Here is a 25,727-nt window from a genome sequence, read left to right on the forward strand (position 1 = left end):
CAAACTGCTGTGCTGATCTGGCGGCGGATGTCAGCGGTGGCGATAGGATTCCGGTGTCGCACCGGTCCAGCCCTTGAAGGCGCGGCTGAAGGCGCTGGGTGTCGAAAAGCCCAGTCGCTCTGAGATCTCGGCGATAGTGTATTTGTTGTTGGTGAGGTGGAACACGGCCGTATCCAGCCGCAGGCTGTCCTTAATCTTCTGGAAGGTGTTGCCTTCCTGGCGCAGCCGCCGGCGCAAGGTCTGCTCGGTCATCGCCATTTCGCTGGCGATGATCTTGGAATTCTGCGCGTCGTCCTCAGTCTTGCGACTCAATGCCACATAGACCCTGTTGGTCAGGCTATCGGTGCCGATCAGCTTATTCAGCAGGTCCAGAGGGGCTCGCCGGTTATAGGCTTCTACATCCGAGGCAGTTTTCAGCACCGGAAGATTGAGATACTGCGCTGCGAAGGCCAGCATATTCGGGCCGGGCTGGCTGAAGCGATGCTCACAAGGGAACAGGTAGATATATTCGTTCAGATTCTCAGTCGGCGTATAAGCGAAATCGCAATATTGCAGGGTAATGGCGCGGCCAGCCAACCATGATGACAGACGAAAGCCGATGCACATGAAGGTTTCCACGACGAAATGCGCCACGTCCAGTTCCGGGCGCCGCAACTCCACCATGAAACGAGCTTCTTTGCCCACAGTCTTGAGCGTCAGCGCGACATCGTCGGTTACGGCACCATAGAAGCGGCAGATTTTTTGCAGTGCTTCGCCAATAGTCGCGGCATTCGCAGCATATTCGCAGGCGATAGAGAAGGTGCCGAAGCGCAGCCGGCGCGGCAGATAGCCGAAGGCCTCATCATCGATATGCGGCGCGATTTTCTGATACAGCCGTACATGGCTTTCTATCGGTACCCGCGCCTTGGCTTCCTGCATCACGGAAGGTGCGATATTGGCCTCCTGCAGGAATTTCTGGCATTGCGCGGGATCGTGCTGCAGGCCGTGCAGCAGTGTCTTCGGGTAGTGAATGCTCAAGGTAAGAGTTTTCATCCTGGCGGACCGCTGGTACGGGCTATTTCACCTGGGACAGGGCTTTGATGATCTTGGCGAAGGCATTGCTGACCCAGGCCGGATCCTCGCCCTTGCTCACTAACTGCTCATAGAAACCAAGGCGTGCCGAGGTCAGCAGCACCGCGACAACCCGCAATTCTCGATCGGTAAAACCCCTGTAGCTGCCGGCTTCCTTTTGGCGTCGCAGCGACTTCGTGTAACGCTGCAGCACATTCGCCATGTGATTGTTATAGGCCTCCGGGGCATAGACCTCGGCTTCTTTGAACACCCGCATGATCGGCGAACCTGAGGATACATAGTCGAAGTAGGTCTTAATCGAGCGTACTTCGCCCTCGACCACCGACTTAGCATCGTGGAATTCCTGTCCCAGGGTGGCGATGAGGTGTGAGCCCACCGCCGGCAGCAATTGCCGGAACAGGTCATCGCGGCTTTCGAAATACTGGTAGAACAGGCCGAGCGACAGGCCGGCGCGGCGTGTTACCTCGGCAATGGTGGCGGCTTCATAGCCGCTTTCGCCGACGATGCTCGCGGCGGCATTGATCAGTGCTTCGCGGTTTTCCCTCGCCCGCTCGGCCCTGGAGCGTCGGCGGCGGACTGGCTTGGTGGAGGTTGGCGTAGCGGCCGTCACGGTTACAGCCCGTATTCGGTGACGATCTGCGGCATCGAGCGGGAAACGATCTGACGCATGATTTCATTGGTGCCGCCGACGATCCGCTGCGAGCGGGCATCGGCATAGGCACGGGCAATGGGGAAATCCCAGATGAAGCCGTAGCCACCATAAAGCTGCAGGCAGCCATCCAGCACGCGGCCTTCCAGTTCGGTGACCCAGGCCTTGGCCATTGCGGCAGAAACCGGATCGAGCACGCCATCGGCAGATTTCTGAATGCAGTCATCTACGAAAAGGCGCCCAGCCTTGGCATCCATCACGTAATCGGCCAGTTTGAACTGGGTATTCTGGTAGGAGGCGACTGGTTTGCCGAAAACTTCTCGGTCACTGGTATAGGCGAAGGCATCGGCAATCGCTCGTTCGATCACCGCCATGGCCTGTATGGCGATCTGTGTCCGCTCCCAGGCCAGCTCGGTCATTAGATATTTGAAGCCCAGGCCTTCCTCGCCGAGCATATTCTCCTTTGGCACGCGCATGTCCTCGAAAAACAGCTCGGCGGTATCCTGTGCCTTCATGCCGAGCTTGTTGAGCAGTCGGCCGCGCTTGAAGCCAGGTGTATTGGATTCCACCAGGAAGAGGGATATGCCCTTGGCGCCGGCCTGCGGATCGGTCTTCGCTACCACCAGCACCAGATCGGCCATCCAGCCATTCGAGATAAAGGTTTTCGAACCGTTGATGATGTAGTCGTCGCCGTCGCGTACCGCGCGGGTGCGAATGCCTGCCAGGTTGGACCCCCCGCCAGGCTCGCTCATCGCGATGGCCATGATCCTGGTGCCGGCAATGAGCTGTGGCAGCCAGGTGCGCTTCTGCGCTTCGGTGCCGTAGCTGGCGATATAAGGCGACGCCATATCCGAATGCAGCCAGAAGCCGGGGCCAGTCTGGCCGGCATAGGCAGCTTCCTCAAGAAAGACTACAGGAAATTTACGATCGACTTCTGCACCACCATATTCCGCGGGTGCCGTCATGCACAGGAAACCCATCTGGCCGGCCTTCTGCCAGACTTCGCGGTCGACATGGCCTTGCTGCTCGAACTTCTCGCGGTAGGGAGTGACGTGCTCGGCGAAGAAGCGCCTGGCGGACTCGCGGAAAACCCTATGTTCTTCGTTGAAAATTGGGCGATTCATAGCTGCTTGCTTCTCCGTCTCTGCTCCCTTGGTTGTGTTCTGAGCTACACCCGCGTCGGGTTGGTGTCAATAAAAATGAAAAATGGTTCAATTTTTATTTTCTATGTTGACAAGGTGGTGCTGCACTCAATACTCCAGAAGCAACAACAATGAATTTCTGGGGAGTGGGCGTGTCTGGACCGTTGACGGGAATCAAGGGTATCGAGCTTGCCGGCATCGGTCCGGCGCCATTGGCAGCGATGCTGCTGGCCGATCTAGGTGCGGAAATTCTACGTATCGAAGCGCCGTTCAAGCGCGAACCAAGCGTTACCATCGACCGCCGGGCGGATATCATGCTGCGCGGTCGTCGTGCCATGACACTGGATCTGAAACAGCCGGCAGACCGCGACTATTTGCTGGAGCTTTGCGGCAAGGCGGATTTTCTTATCGAGGGTTTCCGGCCCGGCGTGATGGAGCGGCTTGGATTAGGGCCAGAGGATGTCTGGCGCGGCAATCCGAAGCTGGTATTCGGCAGGATGACTGGCTGGGGGCAGAGCGGGCCGCTGGCGCAGCGGGCAGGCCACGACATCAACTACATCGCCCTGGCGGGGGCCCTGCATCCCATCGGGCAGACTGAAGATGTGCCGCCGCCACCGCTCAACCTGATTGGCGATAATGGTGGCGGCGCGCTGTTTCTGGCTTTCGGCGTGCTCGCGGCCTACATCGAGGCACAGCGCTCCGGTCGGGGCCAGGTTGTAGATGCCGCCATTGTTGATGGCACGACAGCACTGATGGCGCCGTTCTTCAGCATGCTAGCCGCCGGCACCTGGAAATTGGAGCGGCAGAGCAACATGATCGACGGCGCTGCGCCATGGTATCGTGCCTATCGCACCGCCGATGGCCAGTTCGTTGCCATTGGTGCCATAGAAACCAAGTTCTACGACACCCTGATTAGCCGCATGGGGCTGGTACAGAGCGAATTGCCGAGTCAGTTCGACCGCAGCCGCTGGCCCGAACTGGAGCGGATATTTACCGCCACTTTCGCCAGCCGCACGCGCGATGAATGGGTTGCTATCCTTGAGCCTGAAGATAGCTGCTTCGCACCGGTATTGAATATCGGCGAAATGGCGCAGCACCCGCATGTGCAGGCGCGCGGGACGGTGGTTGAGCATCAGGGCGTGCTGCAGCCGGCGCCGGCGCCGCGCTTCAGCCGCACCCCTGGGGAATTGCAGGCGCTTTCCCATGAGGTGGCGTGGGATTGCACTGAATTGCTCCGGCGCTGGGGTGTTGCGGCGCGGATTTGAAGGCGGGCAGGTATGCTGCCGGTTTGACATGGTTCTGTGCGGCAGGTTGATTGTTTCCGGTATTTGTGCCCGAAGGACTGGCGCATATGCTGCGGAAAAATTGAACAGGCGGATAAACGAATTTACCGCCTGATGCGGAATATCCCAGGGAGGGATGGATGCAATTCGTAGCAGCGTTCAATTATTGGACCGACAGAGCAAATAACCTCGTTTATCAGTTCTGTGGCATCTGCATGCTGGTCATCATGGTGATCGGTGCTGTCGATATTGTGCTGGGTAACACAATAGGTTACAGGCCTCCGGCGACTATCGATATATCTCAATCACTATTCACGGTCAGTGTATTTCTGGCATTGCCTATTGTGATTGCACGAAACGATCATATTCGCGTTGATCTGTTTCTAGGCATTGGCAATGGCGGCTTTCGCCGATTTTCGGACAGGATTTCGGCTGTGATCAGTATTCCGGTCTATGCCGTTCTTGCCTACACGATGTGGCTGCTCTTCATGCAAAGTTGGGGAATGAAAGAGAAGTCAGTATCTCTGTTCGCCTTTCCGATCTACCCGATAAAGTTCGCCGCGTTTATTGGGCTAACATTAGCTGCATTTGTGAGCGCCAGTCGCTTATGTCTGATGCTGGTCCAATCTCAAGAAAAGAAAATCTGAGGTACGCGTTATGGAATTGTCAGGTCTTGGGCAAGGCACTCTCACTATCACCATCATCCTAGTGCTTATGGGTCTTGGAGTTCCAGTTGCTGTCTCAATGATCGTCGTTGCTGGTGCCGCGATGTGGTATTTCGTTGATATCAATTTCATGCTGACGAATTTCCGCACTCTGCCTTACACGCTTACCTCAAACTATACTTATGTTGTTGTGCCGATGTTCGTTTTGATGGGTGAATTGGCGTCGAAGTCTGGGATTATCTCCGATCTCTATATGGCAGCCCACCGCTTCACTAGTCGTATTCGGGGGGGGCTGTTTATGTCGACTATCCTGGCTTCCGCGGGCTTCGGTGCCGCTTCCGGTTCGACAGTTGTGTCGGCGAGTGTATTCACCAAGATCGCATTGCCGGAGATGAAGCGTTTCAAATACAATCTTGGTGTTTCTGCTGGTTGTATTGCTGCCTCAGGTACCTTGGCGGCGTTGATTCCCCCTTCGATCGCAATGGTCATCCTTGCCGTACTCACGGATCAGTCTATCGGCGCCTTGCTGATGGCTGGTGTGGTTCCCGGCTTGCTGACCGCCGCCTTCTACATGGGGGGCGCTTATATCTTCGTCCGTATCCGGCCTGATTGGGCGCCATTGACAGGCGAGTCCTATTCGTGGCGAGAGAAATTGCAGGGCCTGCGTGGTGTTTGGGCCATCATGCTGCTAGCCACTGTAGTCATAGGTGGATTGTATTTTGGTGTTTTTGCACCATCAGCAGCCGGTGCCGCAGGCGCAGCTGGCGCAGCTCTGATCGCTTTCTTGTCAAGACGCCTCACCTTGCGCGAATTCTGGGGGGCGACGCTGGAAGCGGCACGGATCACTACGGTTCTTTTCCTGATATTCATCGGCGGCATGCTGCTCAGCCGGGCATTGTTGGTGATGGGTTTCATTGATGACCTGAATGATATGATCGCGGGTTACGGTATATCTGCTGGCATGTTTATAGCCCTAGTAATTATCATCTACTTTATTCTTGGCATGTTCGTGGATTCCATATCGATCATGGTTATTACGCTGCCATTTATGTTCCCAATTTCACAGGTGCTAGGCATCAACGCTATATGGTTCTCAGTCCTGCTGATAAAGCTGGTTGAGATTGCCGCAATAACACCCCCCGTAGGCCTCAATTTATATGCAGTGCAGACAGCGGCTGCGGGGGAAATAAATTCACGACAAATATTCCTTGGCGTGTTGCCTTTCGTCGCAACGGAAATAGTGCTGCTGGCGGTTCTTATCATGGTGCCGGAATTTGCCACTTGGCTGCCAGACCAGATGCGGCGCTGAGCTTGGGAGGGAAGCGATATGCCGGAGTGGTATCCGAAAAAACGGGTTGGTGATCTGGCTGATGATGCTGCGCGCCGCTTCGGTGACAGAGAAGGCTTGGTCTACAAGGACAGGCGCTACAGCTTCCGGGCCATGGCCGAACAGGTGGACTTGGCGGCGCGGGCATTGCTGGCGCTGGGCGTTCAGCGCGGCGAACATGTGGCGCTGTGGCTGAACAACCGCGATGACTGGATTTTCCTGCAATACGCCATTGCCAAGATCGGCGCAGTTCTGGTGCCAGTCAACACGCGCTTCCGCAGCGGCGATATCGAATACTTATTGCGTCAATCGGATAGCGCCTACCTGATCACCCATGATGTCTCCGGCCCAATCAACTACCTCGATATCGTCCGTGATGTGGTGCGGCTGCCGGAGGGCGGCGATACGGTGAATGACGTTAATTTTCCCAAATTGCGCAAGGTGGTGATTCTAGGTGAGGGCGACCATGCCGGCACGGTTTCCTGGGAGGCAGCCAAGCGGGCCGGCGCCAAGGTGAGCATGGGCGAACTGACGGCGCGGGCCGCCTCAGTTGACCCCGACGATACCACGTTGATCCTCTATACTTCGGGTTCCACCGGCTTTCCCAAAGGGGTGATGCACACCCATATCATCATCCGGGTACTGGAAGAGCGGGCCTTCAAGCATAGCCTGAATGACCGTGATGCAATCATAAATTACCTGCCGCTGTTCCATGCCTTTAGCATCTCCGAAGGCTCGCTGATGTCCATGGTCAGCGGTGCGCGCCAGGTGCTAACCGAGCTGTTCGATCCAGCGGAAGCACTTGATCTGATTGAGCGGGAACGCATCACTATCGCCCATGGCTTCGATACCCATATCATGATGCTCATGGACGAACAGCAGAGGAAACCCCGCGATATCAGCACGCTGCGGGTCGGCTGGCTGCCGGCCGGACCGTCGAATGTGGTACCCACCGCTCACAAGGCCCGCAAGATACTGGCGCCGATCAAGACCTTCTCCGGCTTCGGTATGACCGAGACCTGGACCGGCGCCTGTGTCGGCGCGCTCGACGATACCGACGAGCAGCGTTGCGAAGCCTCAGGCCGGCCGGCGCTGGGATTCGAGGTGCGGGTGGCCGATCCCATAACCAATATCCCGCTGGGCATCAACGAACAAGGCGAGATTCAGGTGCGGGGCCCCAGCGTGATGAAGGGCTATTACAACAAGCCCGCTGAGACCAAGGCAACTTTCACCGAGGATGGCTGGCTTAAATCCGGCGATGTCGGCTTTTTCCGTGAGGATGGCTGCCTGCGCTTTTTCGGCAGGATCAAGGATATGCTCAAAGTCGGCGGCGAGAATGTCGATCCGCTGGAAATCGAGGGTTTCATTCTCGGCCACCCGCAGGTGCAGCAGGTTTCTATTGTCGGTGCGCCGGACAGGAAATTGTCCGAAGTGCCGGTCGCCTATGTGCGCAAGGTGGATGCCGCGACCATCAACGGCGAGGAAGTGATTGCTTTCTGCCGCAATAAGATGGCCAGCTTCAAGATTCCGCGCCATGTGGTGTTTGTTGAGGATTTTCCGATGACGGGATCGGGCAAAATCCGCAAGCAGGATCTGCGCGATGATGCGGCTAAGCGCTTTCCTGCCGCCATAGACTGAACAATGGTTTTCGAGACGATCCTTTGCGATATCGATGAACGTGGTGTCTGCACACTGGTATTGAATCGGCCGGACAAGGGTAATGCCGTATCGGAGACGATGCAGGCTGAATTGCTGACGGCGATCGGCAGAGCTGCAGGCGATGTCGCGATACGGGTGGTGGTGCTTTCCGGTCAGGGCAGGAATTTCTGCACCGGCGGCGATCTCGACTGGTTCATGCAGTCATTCGACGATACTAGGGAAGGGCGGATCCAGCGCAGTGCCGCCTTTAGTGATCTCTATGAGGCCCTTAACACTTTGCCGAAACCCCTGATCGGCCGCATCAATGGCTCGACCTTCGGCGGCGGCATGGGTTTGGTCGCGGTCTGCGATACGGTGCTTACACTCACTTCGGCCAAGTTCGGTTTTTCCGAAACCCGCATTGGCCTGGTGCCAGCCTCGTTCTCACCCTATGTCATTCCCCGCATCGGGATTGCCAATGCCCGCAGGACCATGCTGTCCGGTGCGCCTTTCACGGCGGATGTGGCGGCCAGGATCGGCCTGGTGGATGAGGTCTGCGGCGATGAGGCAGAACTGGATCGACGCGTGGCGGTCATTGTGGATGAGCATCTGGCTGCAGCACCGGTAGCCGCTGCCATGACCAAGCGTATGCTTGCCGGCTTCGCGCTGGAACCGCCCCAGGCATCGCGTGCCCATATGAGTACTTTGATCGGTGATGCGTGGGAAACCGGTGAGGCGAAGCAGCGCCTGGCAGAGCGACTAGGTAAGACGCGGGCCTGAGTGCGACGCATAGGCGCGGCAGAATGTCATTTCCTGTCATTGCCCTGATGCGGGCCTGACCGGCAGACTCTCCCTTCATGTTTTGGGAGGGAAGAATGCAGCCGCTGGCAAAGAACAGGGAACAGCCATTTCCGCATCTATTCCAGGCGGGACGGCTGCGCAATCTGGCGCTCAAGAACCGCCTGATCATGGCGCCGATGGAATCCAATCTTGCCGCCGAAGATGGTTCGGTTTCCGACCTGATGCGTGAGTATTACCGTGCCCGCGCAGTCGGCGGTGTTGGCATGATCATTGTCGAGTATACCTGCATCGACCGTCCCCTCGGTTTGGGCGGGCAACCTCAGTTGGGCCTGGATGACGATGCGTTGATTGCCAGTCATGCAGACTTGGTGCAGGCAGTGCATGCCGCTGGTAGCCGCATCTGCGTGCAACTGTTTCATGCCGGCCGGCAGACCCATCCGAAATTCACCGGCGGCCAGCAGCCGATTGCCGCCTCGGCGATTCCCTGTCCGATGTATCGCAAGATGCCGCGTGAAATGAATGCGGCGGATATGGACCGTGTGTTGCAGAAATTCCGCGACGCGGCGGAGCGGGCGGCGAAGGCCGGTTATGATGCCGTGGAGATCCACGGTGCCCATGGCTACCTGCCGGCCAATTTTCTCTCAGCGGCTTCCAACCAGCGCGGTGACGAGTTCGGCGGTTCGCTGGCCAACCGCCAGCGTTTTCCGCTGCGTATCGCGGAGGCTGTGCGGCAGGGTGCCGGCGACCTGCCGGTGATCTTCCGTCTCTCGGCCGATGAATTCGTCACCGGCGGTACGGATATCGGTGAGGCGATGGATACCGCGCGGCGGTTGGAAGCCGTGGGCGTGGATGCCATTCACGTTTCCACTGGCTGCCATGAGCGTATCGACCGCAATGTCGATCCGGTGTGGATGCCGGAAGGCTGGCGCCTGCCGCTGGCTCGGCAGATTCGCGATGTTGTCAACATCCCGGTGATTGGTGTCGGCGTGATCCGGCACCCGGAAGTGGCCGAACGGGCGATAGATGAGGGTTCGGCTGATTTCATTGCCCTGGGCCGGGCATTGCTGGCCGATCCGGAATGGCCGAACAAGGCTGCTGCCGGTAGAGTCGCTGATATCCGGCCTTGCACATCGTGCAATTGGTGCGTGGCGCAGATCGGTACCGGCCATACGCCGGTTGGCTGCGCCGAGAATCCTCGTACCGGACGTGAAACTCAACCGCAGCCGGTCTTCATCGGCAGCCGCGAATTGGCCGTGGTGATTGGCGCCGGGCCAGGCGGGATCGCGGCTGCATTGACCCTGGATCGTGCCGGCTACCGGGTATTGCTGATGGAGCGGCAGACCGCGTTGGCACCCGGCCTGCTGGCTTCGGCGGCGGCACCGAAGAAGGACAAGTTTCTCTGGTATCGCGATTATCTTGCGCACAAGCTACGGCATTCCGATGTCGAGCTGAAATTCGGCAGCGCCGCCGGCGCGGCGGACATCGCTGGACTCTCACCGGCTCTTGTGGTGCTGGCCACTGGATCGCGGGATCGCGCTCTGGAAGGGGTCCGTGGTCTGGACTTGCCGCTGGTGAAGTCGGCCTATGCTGTTCTTGCCGGCGACGACAGCATCCGACAAGGCCCGGTGGTGATCTATGGCGCCGGCGAGGTCGGCTGCGAGGCCGCGAAATTCGCGGCCAGTAAGGGTTTCGAGGTGATCTTGGCGACGCGTTCCAGCGATGCCAATGCCTTGTCGCGCTCCACTTCCCTGCGCATCTACCGCGAGCAGTTCATCGAAACCATCCGCGCCTACCCGAATATCAGAATTGAGTTGGGTACTGCGCTGCGGTCGGTTAGTCCGGATGCTGTTCACATGGAACGCGACGGGCAGGAAATCACATGGCGCACTGGCCAGCTTTTGCTTGCGGTGGGCAGATTGCCAAACGACGATCTGTCGGTCGCCCTACAGGCTGCCAGCATCCCGACGTTGGTGGTCGGCGATGCCGTGGACGTGCGCCGTATCGGCGATGCCGTGCATGATGCCTACTGGAAGATCCGCGATATGACGCGGCGGATCAACCCGCAAGGCACCGCAATAGAAAGTATCGATTTCCTCTAGGGGTGGCCGATTTCACAGCGGCAGGCGGTAAACCCGCTTTGCTGTATCGTGGAATAGGGCGTTTTTCTCGGTTTCGGAATAGGCGATCGTCAGGCGCTTGAAGCCATTCCACAGTACGGGATAGGCGATGGCGACGCCATCTACCGGGAAGTTGCTTTCGAACATGCAGCGCGACGGACCGAATTGCGTGATGACGTGATCGAACCAGGCCTCGTAATGCGTGGCATATTCCATTGAATCGAGCGGCCGATCGCGCTTGTGCCAGCCGAAACCGACCGGCGACATTGCCATGCCACCGAGCTTGATGCATAGGTTCGGGCATTGCGCCACCAGGGCGATGTTACTCTTCCATTCTTCGAAATATTCGGCATGACGGCCCTTGTAGGGGCCGACACCGATCACGCCGCCCATATGGTTGCAGACGATAGCCGCTTCAGGCACGGCACGGGCCAGGTCGGCGATTTCGGACAGGCGCGGGAAATAGACATAGGTATCGAAGGCGAGGCCGCGCTCGGCCAGGCGCTTTAGGCCGCGCCGGAAGGCGCTATCGGCTAGCAGGCCTTCAGGCGGGTTGGTGTGACCGTTCAGTAGGCCAGGATCGGGATGCCAGGCTGCAGAATTGCGGATGCCGCAGAGACGGCCGCCAGAAGCCTCGATCAGGGCATCGATCTCGGCATCGAGATTGGTACTGCGCAGATCGGTATAGCCGATCACGCCGGCCACGGGGTCACAGATCCTGGGGCGCCCCTGCTGCAATTCCCGCATCCGGGCGCCCTGTTCGGTGGCAAACCGCATTTCACCCGGGGCGCCGCCCTGGATGAAGAAATCAGCATTTGCCTCCATGTGGATGGCGCCACGGATATTGTGCCCGGTATCGACCATGGTGAGGAAGTCGGCAGCTAGGAATTCATGGCCACGTCCGGTGAAGAAGTGGAAATGTGGGTCAATGATGGGGCGATCGGGATCAATCGCGGTCTCTTGCACCTGCGCAAACCATTCCCGGCGATCATCACGTTTTCCAGCCAACGGTGATTCCATTCTCTAGTGCTATGTATTTGATCTAATGATACTATTTTGATGGGTGTGCTGAAGAGCAGAAACCTACATTCGAATAGACGAGAATTTATTCAGGGCCATATTGGGGTGGCTTGGCATATTGCGCGAATACACTGCTGTAGAATTCTGCTTCCCAGCGCGTGGGATCTGCCTTCAGGCATCGCCGTGATTTCGATTCGTGTCGTTGAAAGCCGGCAAATGCCTGTTTTTCTTGATAATTTCTCTGATATCGAGAGAGTTTTCTCTTTTCCAAGTTAAGTGGAGATTGCGTGTTTTTACCTGCTGACAGGGAATGGTGGACTGGGCAAAGCTGGCTGGCGACCGTTCAAACAGCCAGCCGTTCTCTTTAGCCGCCTGAGCGGGAGCCGTTTTGATTCTGATTTTGGCTATAAAGCCCTGCCATCTTACAGTTCCGATGGAAATGATCGGAAATCCCACCTGCAACCGCGTCCGTTTCCGGCTCACAATTGTATGCGGCGATGGCGATTAGCTGTGCGCCGATCCCAAAGACGCAGTATTTCCCGATTAACAACAATTTTCCAGAGAAGCTTGGCTCTCACAAAGCCTTGACTGACACGCCGCCACATGATTGGATCCATGATCAAGGCTTCAAAATTCAAAAAAGGAGGGAACACATGCTCAAGCGCTTCGCGGTGGCCGTCGCCGCCGCCAGTCTGCTCGGCTCCGCGGCCATGGCCCAGGAAGTCACGCTCACGATCCTGTCGCATAAGGTCCATGAAAATGTTTCACGTGGCCTGGTGCCTGGCACCACAGGCGGCGATATCGCCGGCGAATGGGCGAAAAAGAAGGGCGTGAAGCTCAATTGGATCACCGCCAATATCGAGCCGATGCATGATCGCCTGTTTCGCGAACTGTCGCTGCGCGAGACTTCTATCGATCTGGCCTTCGTGATCAACAAGTTCGCCACGCCGAAGGTGAGCGTGCTGCTCGAGCCGCTGGATGACTGGCAGAAGAAGTCGCCCATCGAGGCTTTCGACGGCATCCCGGCCAACCTGTTGGGCGCGATGCGCTATGGCGGCGTGCTGACCGCGATCCCGTTCCGCCATGCCACCACCGGCCTGCATTTCAACACCGAATTGTTGAAGGAGCGCGGCCTGACGCGGCCGCCACAGACCGCCGACGAGGTGGTGGAATATGCCCGCAAGCTGACCTACACCCGCGCCGATGGTACCCGGGTGAACGGCCTGACGATGAATTCCGGCGACGAGCATCTCGCCGTGCTCACTTTCCTCAACATGTATGGCGCTGAACTGATCGACAGCAAGATGCAGGTGCGCGCCAGCTCGCCGGAGATGATCAAGGCGCTGACCGTGATGGCGGCGCTCTACAAGGAAGGCGTGCTGCCGACCAACTATGCCTCGCTCAGCATCGACGAAGTGATCACCACCATGCAGGCCGGCCGCGCCGCCATGGCGATTGATCCCTTCGCGCGCTACACCGTCTACAACAATCCCAAGGCGTCGAAATTCCCTGGCGCCGTGGATGTAATGGTGCTGCCGTCCGATCCCGCGACCAAGCGCGACGGCACCGCGATGACCGAAATCTGGTCGATGGCGATTCCGAAGAACTCCAAGAACAAGGAGCTGGCCTGGGATCTGGCCCGCGAGTTGTCCGGTCCGGAAAATACCGTGCTGGTGGCGCTGAACGGCAACGGCCCGGTGCGCCCGCAGGCTTATAGCGACAAGCGGCTGCAAGAACGCCTGCCCTACACCAAGGAAGAGGCGCGCGCCATTGCCCAGGCGCTGGTGGTGCCCTCGGCCTTTAATGCTTCGCTTGAGGCGCTGGCGATCTTCCGCGAGGAGTCGCAGGCAGCGGTGATCGGCATGAAGAGCCCGGCCGATGCCGCGGCATCGATGCAGAAGCGTATCGAACCGCTGGTCAAGAAGTGATAGCGTGACATATCGGCGGGAGCCGGGCATTTCCGGCTCCCGCCTGATTTTTGTGTGGGTAGATCCAGGATACGTGAAACAGCATGCGCCGCCCTGATTTCTTCGCCTATATGCTGCTGGCGCCGGTGCACCTGCTGCTGCTGGCGGTGATCGCACTGCCCTCGCTTTACGTGCTGTGGCTCAGCCTGAATCAGTCTGGGTATGGCACCGGCCTGGAATTCGTCGGCCTTGCCAATTACTACAAGATCTTCGAGGACCGCTATTTCTGGCGCGCCTCGCTCAACACCTTCATCGTCGTCAATGCCGTGGTCTATGCCGAAATCGTGCTCGGCCTGGCCCTGGCGGCGCTGTTTGTGCGCGGTGTGCCCCTGCCACGTCTGATGTTCGCCATCGTGCTGATGCCCTATGCGGTCTCCGAAGTGGTCGGCGTGCTGACCTGGAAGATGCTGATGGATCCGAATTTCGGCACTATCAGCCGCCTGATCGAAGAACTGGGTCTCGGCCGTTTCAACTGGTCAGTCGCGCCCTACCAGGGCCTGACACTGATCTCAGTGATCAGCGTGTGGCACAATCTGCCCTTCACCTTCCTGCTGCTTTATGCCGGCATGCTGGCGATCCCGCAATCGGTCTACGAAGCGGCGAAGATCGATGGCGCCACGCCCTGGCAGACCTTTACGCGCATCACTCTGCCGCTGATGGTGCCGAGCATCCTGGTCGCCATCATCTTCCGGCTGGTTTTCGCCTTCCGCATCTTCTCCGAGGTCTGGCTGCTGACCAAGGGCGGGCCGGCGCGGTTCACCGAAGTGCTCGCAGTGTATCTCTATCAGGCGGGCTTCCGCTTTGGCGATTTCGGCGTCGCTTCGGCCACAGGCTGGGTGATGGTGATCGGATCGCTGCTCATTGCCTCGATCTATCTGCGCGAAATGCACAAGCGCATGGTGAACAAGCATGCTTAAGCGCGCCCTCGGCAGCCTGCTGCGCTATCTCGCCTTCGCCCTGGTCGCCTTGTGGTCGGCGGTGCCGGTGCTGTTTATCGTGCTGTCCTCGCTGAAGCGCGAACAGGATATCTTCACCTATCCGCCGGTGCTGCTATTCCGCCCGACTTTCGATCACTATGTCACGCTGTGGCAGCAATGGGGCGGCTTCTTCGATACCCTGCGCAACAGCCTGATCGTTGCCAGCGGCGCCACCCTGCTCGCCGCTGCGGTCAGTTTCCTCGCCGGTTTTGCCTATTCGCGCTATTCCAGCCGCTTCCTCGCCGGCAGCGCCTTCTACATGATCGCGGTGCGCCTGCTGCCGCCCATCGTTGTCACGTTGCCGTTGTTTCCGCTCGCTGATTTTCTGGGGTTGAGCGACAGCCACGTGCTGCTGATCGTGCTCTACGCCACCTTCTGGGTGTCACTGTTCACCATGATCATGAAAACCTTCATCGACGAAGTGCCGGTGGAACTGGACGAAGCCGCCTATGTCGATGGCGCTTCGCGCTGGCAGACGCTGATGAAGGTGATCTTCCCGTTGGCGCTGCAGGGCATGGCGGCGGGCAGCCTGTTCGTCTTCATCTATTCCTGGAACGAATTCCTGTTCGCGCTGATCTTCACCACCAAGGATGCCAAGACGGCGCCTCTGGTGATCAGCGAAGTGATGGGCTCTGTGGATGGCACGGCGTGGGGCGTGCTGTTCGCCGGCGTCACGGTGCAGTTGCTGCCGGTGGTGCTGCTGGCCGGTTTCGCCCAGCGTTTCCTGATCGCCGGGCTTACCGCCGGTTCAGTGAAGGGCTGAACCGCAGCGGATGGGTGGCTAAATGCCGCCTACCAACAGGTATTTCATTTCACAATATTCCTCGATGCCGTGGTGCGAGCCTTCGCGGCCGATGCCGGATTGCTTGAAACCACCAATGGGCGCCTGCTCGGTGCCGAGCGCCACGGCATTGATGCCGACCATGCCGTATTCCAGGCGTTCGGCCAGGCGGATCACGCGGCCGAGGTCGCGGCCATAGAGATAAGCCGCCAGGCCGTAATCGCCGGCATTGGCGCGCGCCACTAGATCGGCGTCGTCGGTGAATCGGCTCACGGCAGCCACCGGGCCAAATGTTTCCTCACGTGCGATCAGCATGTCATCGCTCACCTCGCAGAGCACGGTCGGCTCGTAGTAGGTGCCGCCCAGCGCCGAACGGTTGCCGCCGGCCAGCAGCTTCGCCTGCTTGGCCAGGGCGTCCGATACATGGCTTTCCACCTTGGCGACAGCGCGCTGGTTGATCAGCGGCCCCTGGGTGATGCCGGCGGCATCGCCGCGCCCCAGCGTCAGCTTCGCCACCTGGGCGGTGAAGCGTTCAAGGAAGGCATCATGGATGCTGGCATGTAGCCAGATGCGGTTGGCGCAGACGCAGGTCTGGCCCATGTTGCGGAACTTGGCGATCATCGCGCCTTCCACGGCGGCATCGAGATCGGCATCCTCCAGTACGATGAACGGTGCATGACCGCCGAGTTCCAGGCCGATTTTCTTCACCCCGGCGGCGGCCTGGCGCATCAGCAGTTTGCCCACGGCGGTGGAGCCGGTGAAGCCGATGAAGCGCACGGCCGGATGGGTGCAGAAGACATCGCCGATGGCGGCGGCATCACCGGTCACCACATTCAGCACGCCGGCGGGCAGGCCGGCTTCTTGGGCCAATGCGGCCATGGCCAGCGCAGTGAACGGCGTTTCCGGTGCCGGCTTCAGCACCACGGTGCAGCCGGCGGCCAGTGCCGGGCCGATCTTGCGCGCCACCATGCCGGCGGGAAAATTCCACGGCGTGATCGCCGCCACCACGCCGATCGGCTGGCGCAGCACCAGGATGCGGCTGTCCTGGCGGTGTGCCGGGATCACCTCGCCACGAATGCGCCGCGCCTCGTCGGCGAAGAAGTCGATATAGCCGGCAGCCGAGAGAATCTCGCCGCGTGCCTCCGCCAGCGGTTTGCCCTGTTCGGCGGTAAGGATTGCCGCCAGAGAATCGGCCTGCTGCGTCAGCAGATCGGCGAAGCGGCGCAGGATCAGGCCGCGGTCCTTGGCTATCAGGCCGCTCCAGGCCGGGAAGGCGGCACTGGCCGCTTCCACCGCCACAATCGCCCCCTCGCGCCCCAGGTCGGGTACCTGGCCGATCACGGTGCCGTCCGCCGGATTACGGATCGCCAGGCTGGGCTGGCCGGTCCAGGCGCCGTTCACGAGGCATTGCTGGCGCAGCAGGGAAGGGGCGAGATCGGCCATCGTGGTCTCCAAAGTATGTTTCATTAGGGATGTTGCATTATGGATCCAAATTTGCAATAGTCTGCCCGCCCGGGATGCGGCATGGATTGGCGCCGCATCCCGAGGCAGTGAGAAAAAAGAAAGTCGGGAAGCCATGCAGATAAGGGAATACGACGTCGTGGTTCTGGGCGCCGGCAGTGCCGGCATCGCTGCGGCGGTGGCCGCCGCGCGCAATGGCGCCCGCACCGTGCTGGTGGAAGGCGGCCCGACGCTCGGCGGCGAATTGCTCACCGGCATGACCATCGATGGCGCCATCAACGGCAAGGGCGAACAGATCATCGGCGGCGTGCTGAACGATCTGCTGGCCATTTGCCGCGAGATGGGTGGCTTCGTTGCGCCGCTGAACGATTGGCGCCTGATCCAGTATTTCGCCTATGACCCCGAGATCATGAAGATCGCGATTCCGCAGCTCATCTACGATGCCGGAGTCGACGTGCTGCTCTACACCACGGCGGAAGACGTGGTGCGCAAGGGTGAGGAAATCAGCGGCGTGGTGGTGCGCAACAAGACTGGCCGCACGCTGCTTACCGCCAAGGCTTTCGTCGATGCATCGGGCGATGCCGATCTCTGCTACATGGCCAATGCGCCGATGCTGCCGGACGAGGGGCCGGGCAATCCGCAGCCGGTGTCGATGATGTTCCGCATGGCCGGCGTTGAGACAGAGCCGCTGCTGCGCTTCGTGCAGCAGAATCCGGATTATGTCGCGGTGGGTGAGAGCGATGCGATCCGTGGCGGCCGCACCGACCAGCAGATCGTCGACGAGATCTACAAGCAGGGCCATCCTTGCGTGTTTTTCCGCGGCAATGGCGACCTGCTGCGCGGCGCCATCGAGCGCGGCGAGATGTTTCCCACCGCGCTCATCATGATGCAGCCGACCTCACCGGCGCGGAAGGAAATCTGTATCAACGCCACCCGCGTGTCGTTGAAGAATCCGCTGGAGCCGGAATCACTCAGCCTTGCCATGCGCAGCCTGATGCAGCAGGTGCGGCAATGCAGCGATTTCCTGATCCTTAATGTACCGGGCTTCGAAAAAGCCTGCCTTTCCGGTTTGGCGCCGCGTATCGGCATTCGCGAAACCCGCCGCATTGAGGGCGATTACGTGATGACGCGCGAGGATGTGCTGGAAGCGCGCAAGCGCAGCGATGGCATTGCCAAGGGCTGCCACCATGTTGATATCCACCAGGATGGTACCGGCCAGATCCGTATTCCGGTGGCGCATGGCGGTTCCTACGACATCCCGCTGGCCAGCTTGTTGCCGAAGACGCTCAGCAATGTGGTAGTGGCGGGGCGGTGTCTTTCCGCTTCGCGGGATGCCCATGGCTCGGCACGCGTGATGGGCGGCTGCATGGGCATGGGCCAGGCTGCCGGTGCCTTGACGGCAATGGCGCTGCGGCAGAATCGTTCCGCCGATCTGCGTGCCGTCGGCGTCGACCGCCTGCGGGAACGATTGCTGGAGCAGGGTGCCGTGCTCAGTGGCACGGCTTGAGGCGCTACTCAGCGGCTCGCGGCCACCGGCGCATCATGCAGATTGTCGAGAACCGTTGCCTGGGTGCCGGCGTTATGCGCGGTGAGCAGGGCAATAAGCTGGTTGCAGTCGCCGCGCTCGATGGCTTCCACCATCTCCGCATGGTCCTGCGTCGAGCGCTTGATGCGTGCTTGGTGCAGCAGTGCGGTGCGCTGGTAGCGTTCAGAAAGGTCGAACAGCGAGACGATATTGCGCAGGATGTAGCGGTTACGGCAGGGCTCGTACATCGCCAGGTGAAACGAGCGGTTGGCATCCATGTAATCATCCAGATCCTGGGTTGGATCGATGCCGCGCAACTGGCGCTCAAGATCGCGGATCTGGCGGCGGGTCTCCGCCGTGTAATGCGGCCAGGCCGCCAGCACCGCCCAATGCTCAACCACGCGGCGCGCGGAATACAGTTCTTCCATATCGTTGGCGGAAATATCCGCCACCACGGCGCTGCGATGCGGGTTGAGATGAATGAAGCCGCGTTCGGAAAGCCGCTCGATGGCCTGGCGCACTGGGTGCCGGCTGACATCCAGCCGCTTCGCCAGCTCAATCTGGTCGATCGGAGCGCCGGCCGGCAATTCACCGCTGAGGATGAGGTGCCGTATCTCCGCCGTGGTGTAGTCAGCGGTGCTTTTATAGCGCATAGCTTGCCGCATGGTTCCTCCAGGGCGTCGACGGTGAGACCCTTGTAGCACAGCACGAACTGCCCCCGGAGTCATTCTGGATCCACCATCATTGACCCAGAACAGCACCGGATGTCATAGTCTTACATTAAATGGATCCATGATCCAACAGTCTGCCAGGGATTTTATAGGGAGGCCGTTCATGGCCGACACGTATGATTACATCATCGTTGGCGCCGGGTCGGCCGGCTGTGTGCTGGCGAACCGGCTGAGCGAGCGCCCGGATTGCCGGGTGCTGCTGCTGGAGGCTGGGCCGGAGGACCGCTATCCCTGGATTCACATCCCCGGCGGCCTCTACAAGCTGGTGCATAACCCGGCGGTGGACTGGTGCTTCGTCACCGAGGCCGATCCCGGCTTGAACGGGCGCCAGATGAAATGGCCGCGCGGCAAGGTGCTGGGCGGTTCCAGTTCGATCAATGGCCTGGTCTATATCCGTGGCCAGGCAGAGGATTTCGATCTCTGGGCGCAGCGCGGCAATCGCGGCTGGTCCTATGACGACGTGCTGCCCTATTTCCGGCGCAGCGAGGCGCAGCAGCGCGGTGCCGACGAATATCATGGCGGCGATGGTCCGCTGCAGGTTTCCGATACCGTGGAGCGTTACGAGATCGTCGAGGCTTTCATCGCCGCCTGCGAACAGGCCGGCGTGCCGCGCACCGATGATTTCAATGGCCGGGTGCAGGAAGGAGCCGGCTATTTCCAGCTCACCGCGCGCAATGGCCGCCGCTGCAGCGCCGCCAAGGCCTATCTGGCGCCGATCCGCCATCGGCGCAATCTCGAGATTGTCACCGAGGCACTGGCGCATCGCCTGCTGTTCGATGGCCGCCGCGCCAGCGGCATCGAATACGAGCGCGATGGCAAGCTCCATACCGCGCAGTGCAAGGCTGAGATTGTGCTTTCCGCCGGCGCAATCAATTCGCCGCAATTGCTGCAGCTTTCCGGCATCGGTGATCCGGCGCTGCTGCAATCGCTCGGCATTCCGGTGCAGCATGCCCTGCCGGGCGTCGGCGGAAATCTGCAGGATCACCTGCAGGCGCGCATGGTGCTGAAGACCAAGCAGCCGATCACGCTGAACGACCGCACCCGCTCGCCGCTGCAGAAAGCAATGATCGGCCTCGACTACCTGCTGCGCCGCCGGGGTCCCTTGAGTTTCGCCGCCAGCCTGGCCGGTGCTTTCGTCCGCACCGATCCGCGCCTGCAATCGCCCGATGTGCAGTTCCATTTCCAGCCGCTGAGCCTCGATAGCTATGACGGCGGCCTGCATCCATTTTCCGGCTGCACGCTCTCGGTCTGCCAGTTGCAGCCGGTCAGCCGTGGCAATCTGGCGATCCGTTCAACCGATCCGCGGCAGGCGCCACGCATCGAAGCGAAATACCTCTCGGCGCAAGAAGACCGTAACGCGATGATCCGGGCGGTGCGCTTCTGCCGCCAGGTTGCCGAAGCGCCGGCCATGGCGCGACATGTCGCCAGCGAATTCCGCCCTGGGCCGGGCGTGCGGAGCGACGACGAGATTCTCGGCTATCTGCGCGAAACCGCCACCACCATCTTTCATCCCTCGGGCACCTGCGCCATGGGCCAGGATGCCCTTGCCGTGGTTGACGATCAACTCCGCGTGCATGGCGTTCATGGCTTGCGTGTTGCCGACTGTTCGATCATGCCCACGGTGGTATCGGGTAACAGCAATGCCGCTGCCATCATGATTGGCGAGAAGGCCGCCGACCTGGTCCGCCAGGCAGCCTAGTCTTTTATCATTCCGGGAGAATACCGTGGCTTCGGTTCAGATTGATCGCGTCGGCAAGGCCTTCGGCCAGCATCGTATCCTGCAGGATGTCTCCTTCGAGATTCCGGATGGCGCCTTCGTGGTGCTGGTCGGGCCATCAGGCTGCGGCAAGAGCACGTTGTTGCGGCTGATCGCCGGGCTCGAGGAAATTTCATCGGGCCGGATCAGCATTGGCGGCAAGGTGGTGAACGAATTGCCGCCAATGGAGCGCAACATCGCCATGGTGTTCCAGAATTACGCGCTCTATCCGCATATGACCGTGGCGAAGAACATGGCCTTCTCGCTCAGCCTGCAGAAGGCACCGGCGGCTGAGATCGAGCGCAAGGTGATGCACGCTGCTGGCATCCTTGGCCTGGAGAAGATGCTGGACCGCCTGCCGCGCCAGCTTTCCGGCGGTCAGCGCCAGCGTGTCGCCATGGGCCGCGCGATTGTCCGCGATCCGCAAGTCTTCCTGTTCGACGAGCCGCTGTCCAATCTCGATGCCAAGCTGCGGGTGCAGATGCGTACCGAGATCAAGGCGCTGCATCAGCGGCTGAAATCCACCATGATCTATGTCACCCATGATCAGGTGGAGGCCATGACCATGGCTGACCAGATCGTGGTAATGCAGGGCGGCCATATCGAGCAGATCGGCGCACCGCTGGAACTCTACGACCGGCCAGCCAATACCTTCGTTGCCGGTTTCATTGGTTCCCCGGCGATGAATTTTCTATCGGGCCGAATCCAGAGCGGCAGTTTTGTCACGGCTTCGGGTGCCGCATGGCCCTTGCCGCCAAATGCGGCAGCGACGGCCGATACTCGGATCACCTATGGCATCCGGCCAGAGCATTTTGAATTGGGCCAGGATGGTGTTCCATTCAGCGTGGAAGTGGTGGAGCCGCTTGGCAGCGAGACGCAGCTTTTCGGCCATGTCGGGCAGGATCGCTTGAGCCTGCTGTTGCGCCAGCGGTTGGCCGTGAAGGCAGGTGAGACCATTCCGGTTCGCCCCATCGCGGCCCAGGTCCATCTTTTTGATGATTCAGGCAGCCGATTGGACTGATGGTTGAGTGCGGCAGGCAGCGGCCGAGGCAGTCGGGCTGTATCATTCGATTTATGCTCGGTAACCATCAATTACAGGCCGAGTAGCTGATGGCTGGTTTGCAATATGCGATGCAATGAAAAAGGGATTACCTATTGGAAGCATTCCGCATAAGTAACCATTTTATGTATGTAATTGCATTATAAATAGGTATATCTTCCCTCCTGGTCTGCTCAACAAGAAGATGTAGAGTATGAGAAGTGCATACCGGCGGTGAGATCGATAGCGGCCTGTATTCATTGGCTGCGATACTTCGTGTTCTCGGTCAGGCTGTCGATCTGGGGCAATTGCAGCATCGTTTCGGGCGGCCGGGCCAGCCGCTGAATGCTGCGGAACTGGTGCGGTGCGGACGCCAGCAGGATTTGAAGATCCGGCTGATCAGGAGCGACTGGGATCGCCTGGCTGGCACACAGCTTCCGGCTATTGCCGAACTCAATGATGGGCGCTTCGTGGTGTTGGCGGCCTGCCGCACCGAGGTCGGAAAGCAGGCGGTACTGCTGCTGGATCAGGCGACAGGCCGGCCCATCTCGATGAACCGGGCGGAATTCCAGGCCTCGTGGTCCGGCCGCCTGATCCTCGTTACCAGCCGTGCCAATCTGGCGGGAAGCGATCGGCGTTTCGATATCACCTGGTTCATCCCGGCGATTGTCCGCTATCGCAAGATGTTCGGCGAGGTACTGCTCGGCTCGTTCATTCTGCAGCTCCTGGCGCTGATCTCCCCGTTCGTGTTCCAGATCATCATCGACAAGGTGATGGTGCACCGTTCGCTGACAACCCTGGATGTGCTGATTTTCGCCTTGGTGACGATGTCGGTATTCGAGGCGCTGTTCGGTGGTTTGCGCAGCTACTTATTCTCCCACACCACCAACCGCGTGGACATGGAGCTTGGCTCGCGGCTATTCAGCCACTTGATGAGCCTGCCTCTGTCCTATTTCGAGGCCAGGCGCGTAGGCGACAGTGTCGCGCGCGTGCGTGAACTGGAAAATATCCGCAACTTCCTCACCGGTTCGTCGCTGACCGTCGTTGTCGATGCCTTCTTCACCATTGTTTTCATCCTGGTGATGTTCATCTACAGCAGCTTTCTCACCTGGATCGTGCTCATCTCCATTCCGTTTTATGTCGGGCTGTCGCTGCTGATAACCCCGGTGTTGCGCCAGCGGCTGGATGAGAAATTTGCCCGGGGCGCGGAAAATCAATCCTTCCTGGTTGAGCGCGTCGGCGGCATCGAGACGGTGAAGGCCATGGCCGTAGAGCCGCAGATGCAGCGGCGCTGGGAGGAATTACTCGCCGCCTATGTCGGCGCCTCATTCCGCGCCGGCCATATCAGCAACATCGCCAGCCAGATAGCTCAATTGATCAACAAGCTCGTTGTCGCTGCCACATTGTGGTTTGGCGCCAAGCTGGTGATCGGTGGCGCGTTGACCGTCGGTGAACTGGTCGCTTTCAACATGCTGGCCGGGCGGGTCAGCGCGCCGATCCTGCGCATGGCCCAGCTCTGGCAGGATTTCCAGCAGGCGCGACTCTCGGTGCAGCGCCTGGGCGATATTCTCAATACCGTGCCGGAAAATGGCCTGCGCGCCGGCAAGGCCTCGTTGCCTGCTGTCAAAGGCGAATTGTTCTTCGACCGCGTGAATTTCCGCTATCAGCCCGATGCGCCGGAAGTCTTGCGCAATGTTTCCCTACGGGTACCGGCGGGTCAGGTTCTGGGCATTGTCGGGCCGTCGGGTTCGGGCAAAAGTACGCTCGCCAAGCTAGTGCAGCGCCTCTATTCGCCGGAAAACGGCAAGGTACAGATAGATGGCCTTGATCTGGCGGGCATCGATGCCATGGCGCTGCGCCGGCAGATTGGCGTTGTGCTGCAGGAGAATGTGTTGTTCACCGGTAGCGTGCGCGACAATATTGCCCTGGCGCTGCCAGGCATTGAATTGCCCCGTGTCATCCGGGCTGCCGAACTGGCTGGCGCGCATGACTTTATCATGTCACTGCCGCAGGGCTATGACACCGTGATCGGCGAGCGCGGTTCTACCCTGTCGGGCGGCCAGCGCCAGCGCATCGCCATTGCCCGCGCGCTGGTCACGGATCCGAAGATCCTGATTTTCGATGAGGCGACGAGCGCGCTGGATGTGGAATCAGAGGCGGCAATCCAACGCAACATGCGCCTGATCTGCCAAGGGCGCACAGTGATCATCATTGCCCACAGGCTATCTGCCGTGCGCAACACCGACCGGGTTATCACCATTGAGCATGGCGCAGTGGTGGAGGACGGGACGCCTGATGAATTGCTGCATGCCGGCGGGCGTTTCGCAGCCATGTATCGTCAGCAGGCTGGGGGCATGCATGCCGTTTGATGGTTTGCGCCGAGCTTTTGCGGTAATGGGCGCGGCATTGGCCCAGGAAAAGGCTGCACCGAAACAGCATTCTCGCGGCCGCGATGAAACCGAATTCCTGCCCGCGGCCCTGGAATTATTGGAAACGCCGCCATCGCCAACCGCGCGGCTTTTCTTTTGGTTCATGACGGCTTTCCTCGCCATCGCCCTGGCCTGGTCGTTCATTGGACAGCTTGATGTGGTCGCCACGGCGGAAGGCAAGCTGGTGCCGGCCGGCAAAGTAAAGCTGATCCAGCCACTCGAAGCTGGCATCGTGCGGGCGATCCATGTTCAGGATGGCGCCACGGTGCGGGCTGGCGATCTGCTGGTGGAACTCGATGCCACTGCCACTGGCGCTGATTTCCGCCGTCTGACCGCCGATCTTGTAGCGGCCGAGGCCGAGGCGGCGAGATTACGGGCAGCACAGTATCCGCTGGATGCCCTGGCGCATTACAAGCCGGGCGCCGTGGTGCCGGCCGAGCAGCGCGTCATGCAGCAGGCATTACTGCTGAATCAGACGGAGGAATATCGGGCCAAGCTCGCGGCATTGGAGGAGGAGGTGACCAGGCGGAAAGCGGAGCGCCGTTCGGTGGACACCGCTATAGAGAAAGTGCAGGCGGCTATGCCGTTGCTGCGCCAGCGCCGCGATGCCAGGCAGGAACTCGCCGATAAAGGCTATGGTTCGCGTTTGGTGGCCTTGGAATTGCAGCAGCAGGTGATTGAGCAGGAGCATGAATTGCAGGCCTTGCGGCATCGCCGCGAGGAGAGCAATGCTGCACTGGGAGGGCTGGAGAAACAGAAGCGCCAGTACGAGGCCGAATATCATAAGGCCATCCTGGCGCAATTGGCCGAGACCGAGCGCAAGATCGCAACGCTGACCGAAGAGCTGCTCAAGGCGGAGCAGCGGCAAGACCAGCAGCGCCTGCTGGCGCCTGTGGATGGAGTGGTGCAGCAACTGGCCGTGCATACTGTCGGCGGCGTGGTGACGCCGGCGCAGGCGCTGATGGTTATCGTGCCAGCCGATATGCCACTGGAAATCGAGGCCGTGCTGCCGAACCGGGATATTGGCTTTATTCATCCCGGACAGTCGGCGGAAGTGAAGCTGGAAACCTATTTGTTCACTAAATATGGCACGCAGCCGGCGCAGGTCGTATCGGTATCGCGCGACGCCGTGCAGGATGAGAAGCGAGGGCTGATCTATCCGGTGCGCATGGCACTGGAACGGACCTGGATCGAGGTGGATGGCCGCCGCATGAATCTGGCGGCTGGCATGGCACTGGTGGCGGAGGTCAAGACCGACCAGCGACGCGTCATTGACTATCTGCTATCGCCGATTCTGCGCTACCAGCAGGAAAGCCTGCGCGAACGGTGAACACTTGCATAGCTCAAG

21 protein-coding genes are annotated in these 25,727 nt (G+C 59.9%); 14 read left to right on the plus strand and 7 right to left on the minus strand.

All coding sequences use genetic code 11. The features are described from left to right. Positions 1-30 precede the first annotated feature (30 nt). The 3 genes from V6B08_RS07565 to V6B08_RS07575 are packed head-to-tail and all read right to left on the minus strand — an operon-like array spanning position 31 to position 2,844. On the minus strand, positions 31-1,017 hold the full coding sequence (locus V6B08_RS07565; protein ID WP_341979263.1) for an AraC family transcriptional regulator: 987 nt from the start codon (positions 1,015-1,017) through the stop codon (positions 31-33). Positions 1,018-1,054: 37 nt separating this feature from the next. Then, a complete protein-coding gene (locus V6B08_RS07570) occupies positions 1,055-1,681 on the minus strand; it encodes a TetR/AcrR family transcriptional regulator (RefSeq protein WP_341979265.1) in 627 nt (208 codons plus the stop codon). 2 nt (positions 1,682-1,683) lie between these two features. Beyond that, on the minus strand, positions 1,684-2,844 hold the full coding sequence (locus tag V6B08_RS07575) for an acyl-CoA dehydrogenase family protein (RefSeq protein ID WP_341979267.1): 1,161 nt from the start codon (positions 2,842-2,844) through the stop codon (positions 1,684-1,686). A gap of 170 nt (positions 2,845-3,014) precedes the next feature. Between V6B08_RS07575 and V6B08_RS07580 the strand changes: the two genes are divergently transcribed. From V6B08_RS07580 to V6B08_RS07605, 6 genes are all read left to right on the plus strand, one after another. Continuing rightward, positions 3,015-4,127 (plus strand): CaiB/BaiF CoA transferase family protein, encoded by a 1,113-nt coding sequence (locus V6B08_RS07580; RefSeq protein WP_341979269.1) that lies wholly within the window; start codon positions 3,015-3,017, stop codon positions 4,125-4,127. A 158-nt stretch (positions 4,128-4,285) separates the two neighbouring features. Next, positions 4,286-4,792, plus strand: a complete 507-nt coding sequence (locus tag V6B08_RS07585; RefSeq protein WP_341979271.1) for a TRAP transporter small permease subunit — start codon at positions 4,286-4,288, stop codon at positions 4,790-4,792. A gap of 10 nt (positions 4,793-4,802) precedes the next feature. Next, complete coding sequence (locus V6B08_RS07590; protein ID WP_341979273.1) at positions 4,803-6,119, plus strand: TRAP transporter large permease; 1,317 nt, start codon at positions 4,803-4,805, stop codon at positions 6,117-6,119. A gap of 18 nt (positions 6,120-6,137) precedes the next feature. Then, complete coding sequence (locus V6B08_RS07595) at positions 6,138-7,775, plus strand: AMP-binding protein (protein WP_341979276.1); 1,638 nt, start codon at positions 6,138-6,140, stop codon at positions 7,773-7,775. 3 nt (positions 7,776-7,778) lie between these two features. Further along, on the plus strand, positions 7,779-8,555 hold the full coding sequence (locus V6B08_RS07600) for an enoyl-CoA hydratase-related protein (protein WP_341979278.1): 777 nt from the start codon (positions 7,779-7,781) through the stop codon (positions 8,553-8,555). Between the two features lie 95 nt (positions 8,556-8,650). After that, positions 8,651-10,675: an oxidoreductase gene (locus V6B08_RS07605; RefSeq protein WP_341979280.1), complete on the plus strand. Its 2,025-nt coding sequence runs from the start codon at positions 8,651-8,653 to the stop codon at positions 10,673-10,675. 12 nt (positions 10,676-10,687) lie between these two features. Here V6B08_RS07605 and V6B08_RS07610 read toward each other — a convergent pair whose 3' ends face one another. Beyond that, positions 10,688-11,701: an amidohydrolase family protein gene (locus V6B08_RS07610; RefSeq protein WP_341979282.1), complete on the minus strand. Its 1,014-nt coding sequence runs from the start codon at positions 11,699-11,701 to the stop codon at positions 10,688-10,690. A gap of 183 nt (positions 11,702-11,884) precedes the next feature. Continuing rightward, on the minus strand, positions 11,885-12,169 hold the full coding sequence (locus V6B08_RS07615) for a hypothetical protein (protein WP_341979284.1): 285 nt from the start codon (positions 12,167-12,169) through the stop codon (positions 11,885-11,887). Between the two features lie 197 nt (positions 12,170-12,366). On the opposite strand from V6B08_RS07615, the gene V6B08_RS07620 reads away from it, so the two are divergent. The 3 genes from V6B08_RS07620 to V6B08_RS07630 all read left to right on the plus strand — a co-directional run bounded on the left by V6B08_RS07620 (position 12,367) and on the right by V6B08_RS07630 (position 15,420). Further along, complete coding sequence (locus V6B08_RS07620; RefSeq protein ID WP_341979286.1) at positions 12,367-13,641, plus strand: extracellular solute-binding protein; 1,275 nt, start codon at positions 12,367-12,369, stop codon at positions 13,639-13,641. A gap of 83 nt (positions 13,642-13,724) precedes the next feature. Then, the gene (locus V6B08_RS07625; protein ID WP_341979288.1) at positions 13,725-14,597 is read left to right on the plus strand and encodes a carbohydrate ABC transporter permease; all 873 of its coding nucleotides are present in this window, start codon (positions 13,725-13,727) and stop codon (positions 14,595-14,597) included. Then, positions 14,590-15,420 carry a carbohydrate ABC transporter permease gene (locus tag V6B08_RS07630; RefSeq protein ID WP_341979290.1) on the plus strand — a complete coding sequence of 277 codons (831 nt, stop codon included), beginning with the start codon at positions 14,590-14,592 and terminating at the stop codon, positions 15,418-15,420. The genes V6B08_RS07625 and V6B08_RS07630 overlap by 8 nt, the downstream gene beginning before the upstream one ends. Positions 15,421-15,438: 18 nt before the next feature. Here the strand turns inward: V6B08_RS07630 and V6B08_RS07635 are convergent, their stop codons facing one another. Next, complete coding sequence (locus V6B08_RS07635; RefSeq protein ID WP_341979292.1) at positions 15,439-16,881, minus strand: NAD-dependent succinate-semialdehyde dehydrogenase; 1,443 nt, start codon at positions 16,879-16,881, stop codon at positions 15,439-15,441. A 133-nt stretch (positions 16,882-17,014) separates the two neighbouring features. Between V6B08_RS07635 and V6B08_RS07640 the strand changes: the two genes are divergently transcribed. Next, a complete protein-coding gene (locus tag V6B08_RS07640; RefSeq protein WP_341979294.1) occupies positions 17,015-18,406 on the plus strand; it encodes an FAD-dependent oxidoreductase in 1,392 nt (463 codons plus the stop codon). A gap of 8 nt (positions 18,407-18,414) precedes the next feature. On the opposite strand, the gene V6B08_RS07645 is transcribed toward V6B08_RS07640, so the two are convergent. Then, on the minus strand, positions 18,415-19,089 hold the full coding sequence (locus V6B08_RS07645; RefSeq protein WP_341979297.1) for a GntR family transcriptional regulator: 675 nt from the start codon (positions 19,087-19,089) through the stop codon (positions 18,415-18,417). Between the two features lie 169 nt (positions 19,090-19,258). Here V6B08_RS07645 and V6B08_RS07650 point away from each other — a divergent pair, with 169 nt between their 5' ends. The 4 genes from V6B08_RS07650 (at position 19,259) to V6B08_RS07665 (ending at position 25,709) form a co-directional block, all read left to right on the plus strand. Then, positions 19,259-20,854 (plus strand): GMC family oxidoreductase, encoded by a 1,596-nt coding sequence (locus tag V6B08_RS07650; RefSeq protein WP_341979298.1) that lies wholly within the window; start codon positions 19,259-19,261, stop codon positions 20,852-20,854. A gap of 25 nt (positions 20,855-20,879) precedes the next feature. Continuing rightward, positions 20,880-21,932 (plus strand): ABC transporter ATP-binding protein, encoded by a 1,053-nt coding sequence (locus tag V6B08_RS07655; protein WP_341979299.1) that lies wholly within the window; start codon positions 20,880-20,882, stop codon positions 21,930-21,932. 239 nt (positions 21,933-22,171) lie between these two features. Beyond that, on the plus strand, positions 22,172-24,319 hold the full coding sequence (locus tag V6B08_RS07660; RefSeq protein WP_341979301.1) for a type I secretion system permease/ATPase: 2,148 nt from the start codon (positions 22,172-22,174) through the stop codon (positions 24,317-24,319). After that, positions 24,309-25,709: an HlyD family type I secretion periplasmic adaptor subunit gene (locus V6B08_RS07665; protein ID WP_341979303.1), complete on the plus strand. Its 1,401-nt coding sequence runs from the start codon at positions 24,309-24,311 to the stop codon at positions 25,707-25,709. Before V6B08_RS07660 ends, V6B08_RS07665 begins: the two co-directional genes overlap by 11 nt. Positions 25,710-25,727 lie beyond the last annotated feature (18 nt).

The sequence above is a fragment of the Ferrovibrio sp. MS7 genome, from assembly GCF_038404985.1.
Classification (GTDB): domain Bacteria; phylum Pseudomonadota; class Alphaproteobacteria; order Ferrovibrionales; family Ferrovibrionaceae; genus Ferrovibrio; species Ferrovibrio plantarum.

Excerpts from the sequence above, each read along its gene's own strand:
- V6B08_RS07575 (WP_341979267.1), bottom strand. The coding sequence starts at position 2,844 with ATGAATCGCCCAATTTTCAACGAAGAACATAGGGTTTTCCGCGAGTCC.
- V6B08_RS07585 (WP_341979271.1), top strand. The coding sequence starts at position 4,286 with ATGCAATTCGTAGCAGCGTTCAATTATTGGACCGACAGAGCAAATAAC.
- V6B08_RS07590 (WP_341979273.1), top strand. The coding sequence starts at position 4,803 with ATGGAATTGTCAGGTCTTGGGCAAGGCACTCTCACTATCACCATCATC.
- V6B08_RS07595 (WP_341979276.1), top strand. The coding sequence starts at position 6,138 with ATGCCGGAGTGGTATCCGAAAAAACGGGTTGGTGATCTGGCTGATGAT.
- V6B08_RS07600 (WP_341979278.1), top strand. The coding sequence starts at position 7,779 with ATGGTTTTCGAGACGATCCTTTGCGATATCGATGAACGTGGTGTCTGC.
- V6B08_RS07605 (WP_341979280.1), top strand. The coding sequence starts at position 8,651 with ATGCAGCCGCTGGCAAAGAACAGGGAACAGCCATTTCCGCATCTATTC.
- V6B08_RS07620 (WP_341979286.1), top strand. The coding sequence starts at position 12,367 with ATGCTCAAGCGCTTCGCGGTGGCCGTCGCCGCCGCCAGTCTGCTCGGC.
- V6B08_RS07625 (WP_341979288.1), top strand. The coding sequence starts at position 13,725 with ATGCGCCGCCCTGATTTCTTCGCCTATATGCTGCTGGCGCCGGTGCAC.
- V6B08_RS07630 (WP_341979290.1), top strand. The coding sequence starts at position 14,590 with ATGCTTAAGCGCGCCCTCGGCAGCCTGCTGCGCTATCTCGCCTTCGCC.
- V6B08_RS07635 (WP_341979292.1), bottom strand. The coding sequence starts at position 16,881 with ATGGCCGATCTCGCCCCTTCCCTGCTGCGCCAGCAATGCCTCGTGAAC.
- V6B08_RS07640 (WP_341979294.1), top strand. The coding sequence starts at position 17,015 with ATGCAGATAAGGGAATACGACGTCGTGGTTCTGGGCGCCGGCAGTGCC.
- V6B08_RS07645 (WP_341979297.1), bottom strand. The coding sequence starts at position 19,089 with ATGCGGCAAGCTATGCGCTATAAAAGCACCGCTGACTACACCACGGCG.
- V6B08_RS07650 (WP_341979298.1), top strand. The coding sequence starts at position 19,259 with ATGGCCGACACGTATGATTACATCATCGTTGGCGCCGGGTCGGCCGGC.
- V6B08_RS07665 (WP_341979303.1), top strand. The coding sequence starts at position 24,309 with ATGCCGTTTGATGGTTTGCGCCGAGCTTTTGCGGTAATGGGCGCGGCA.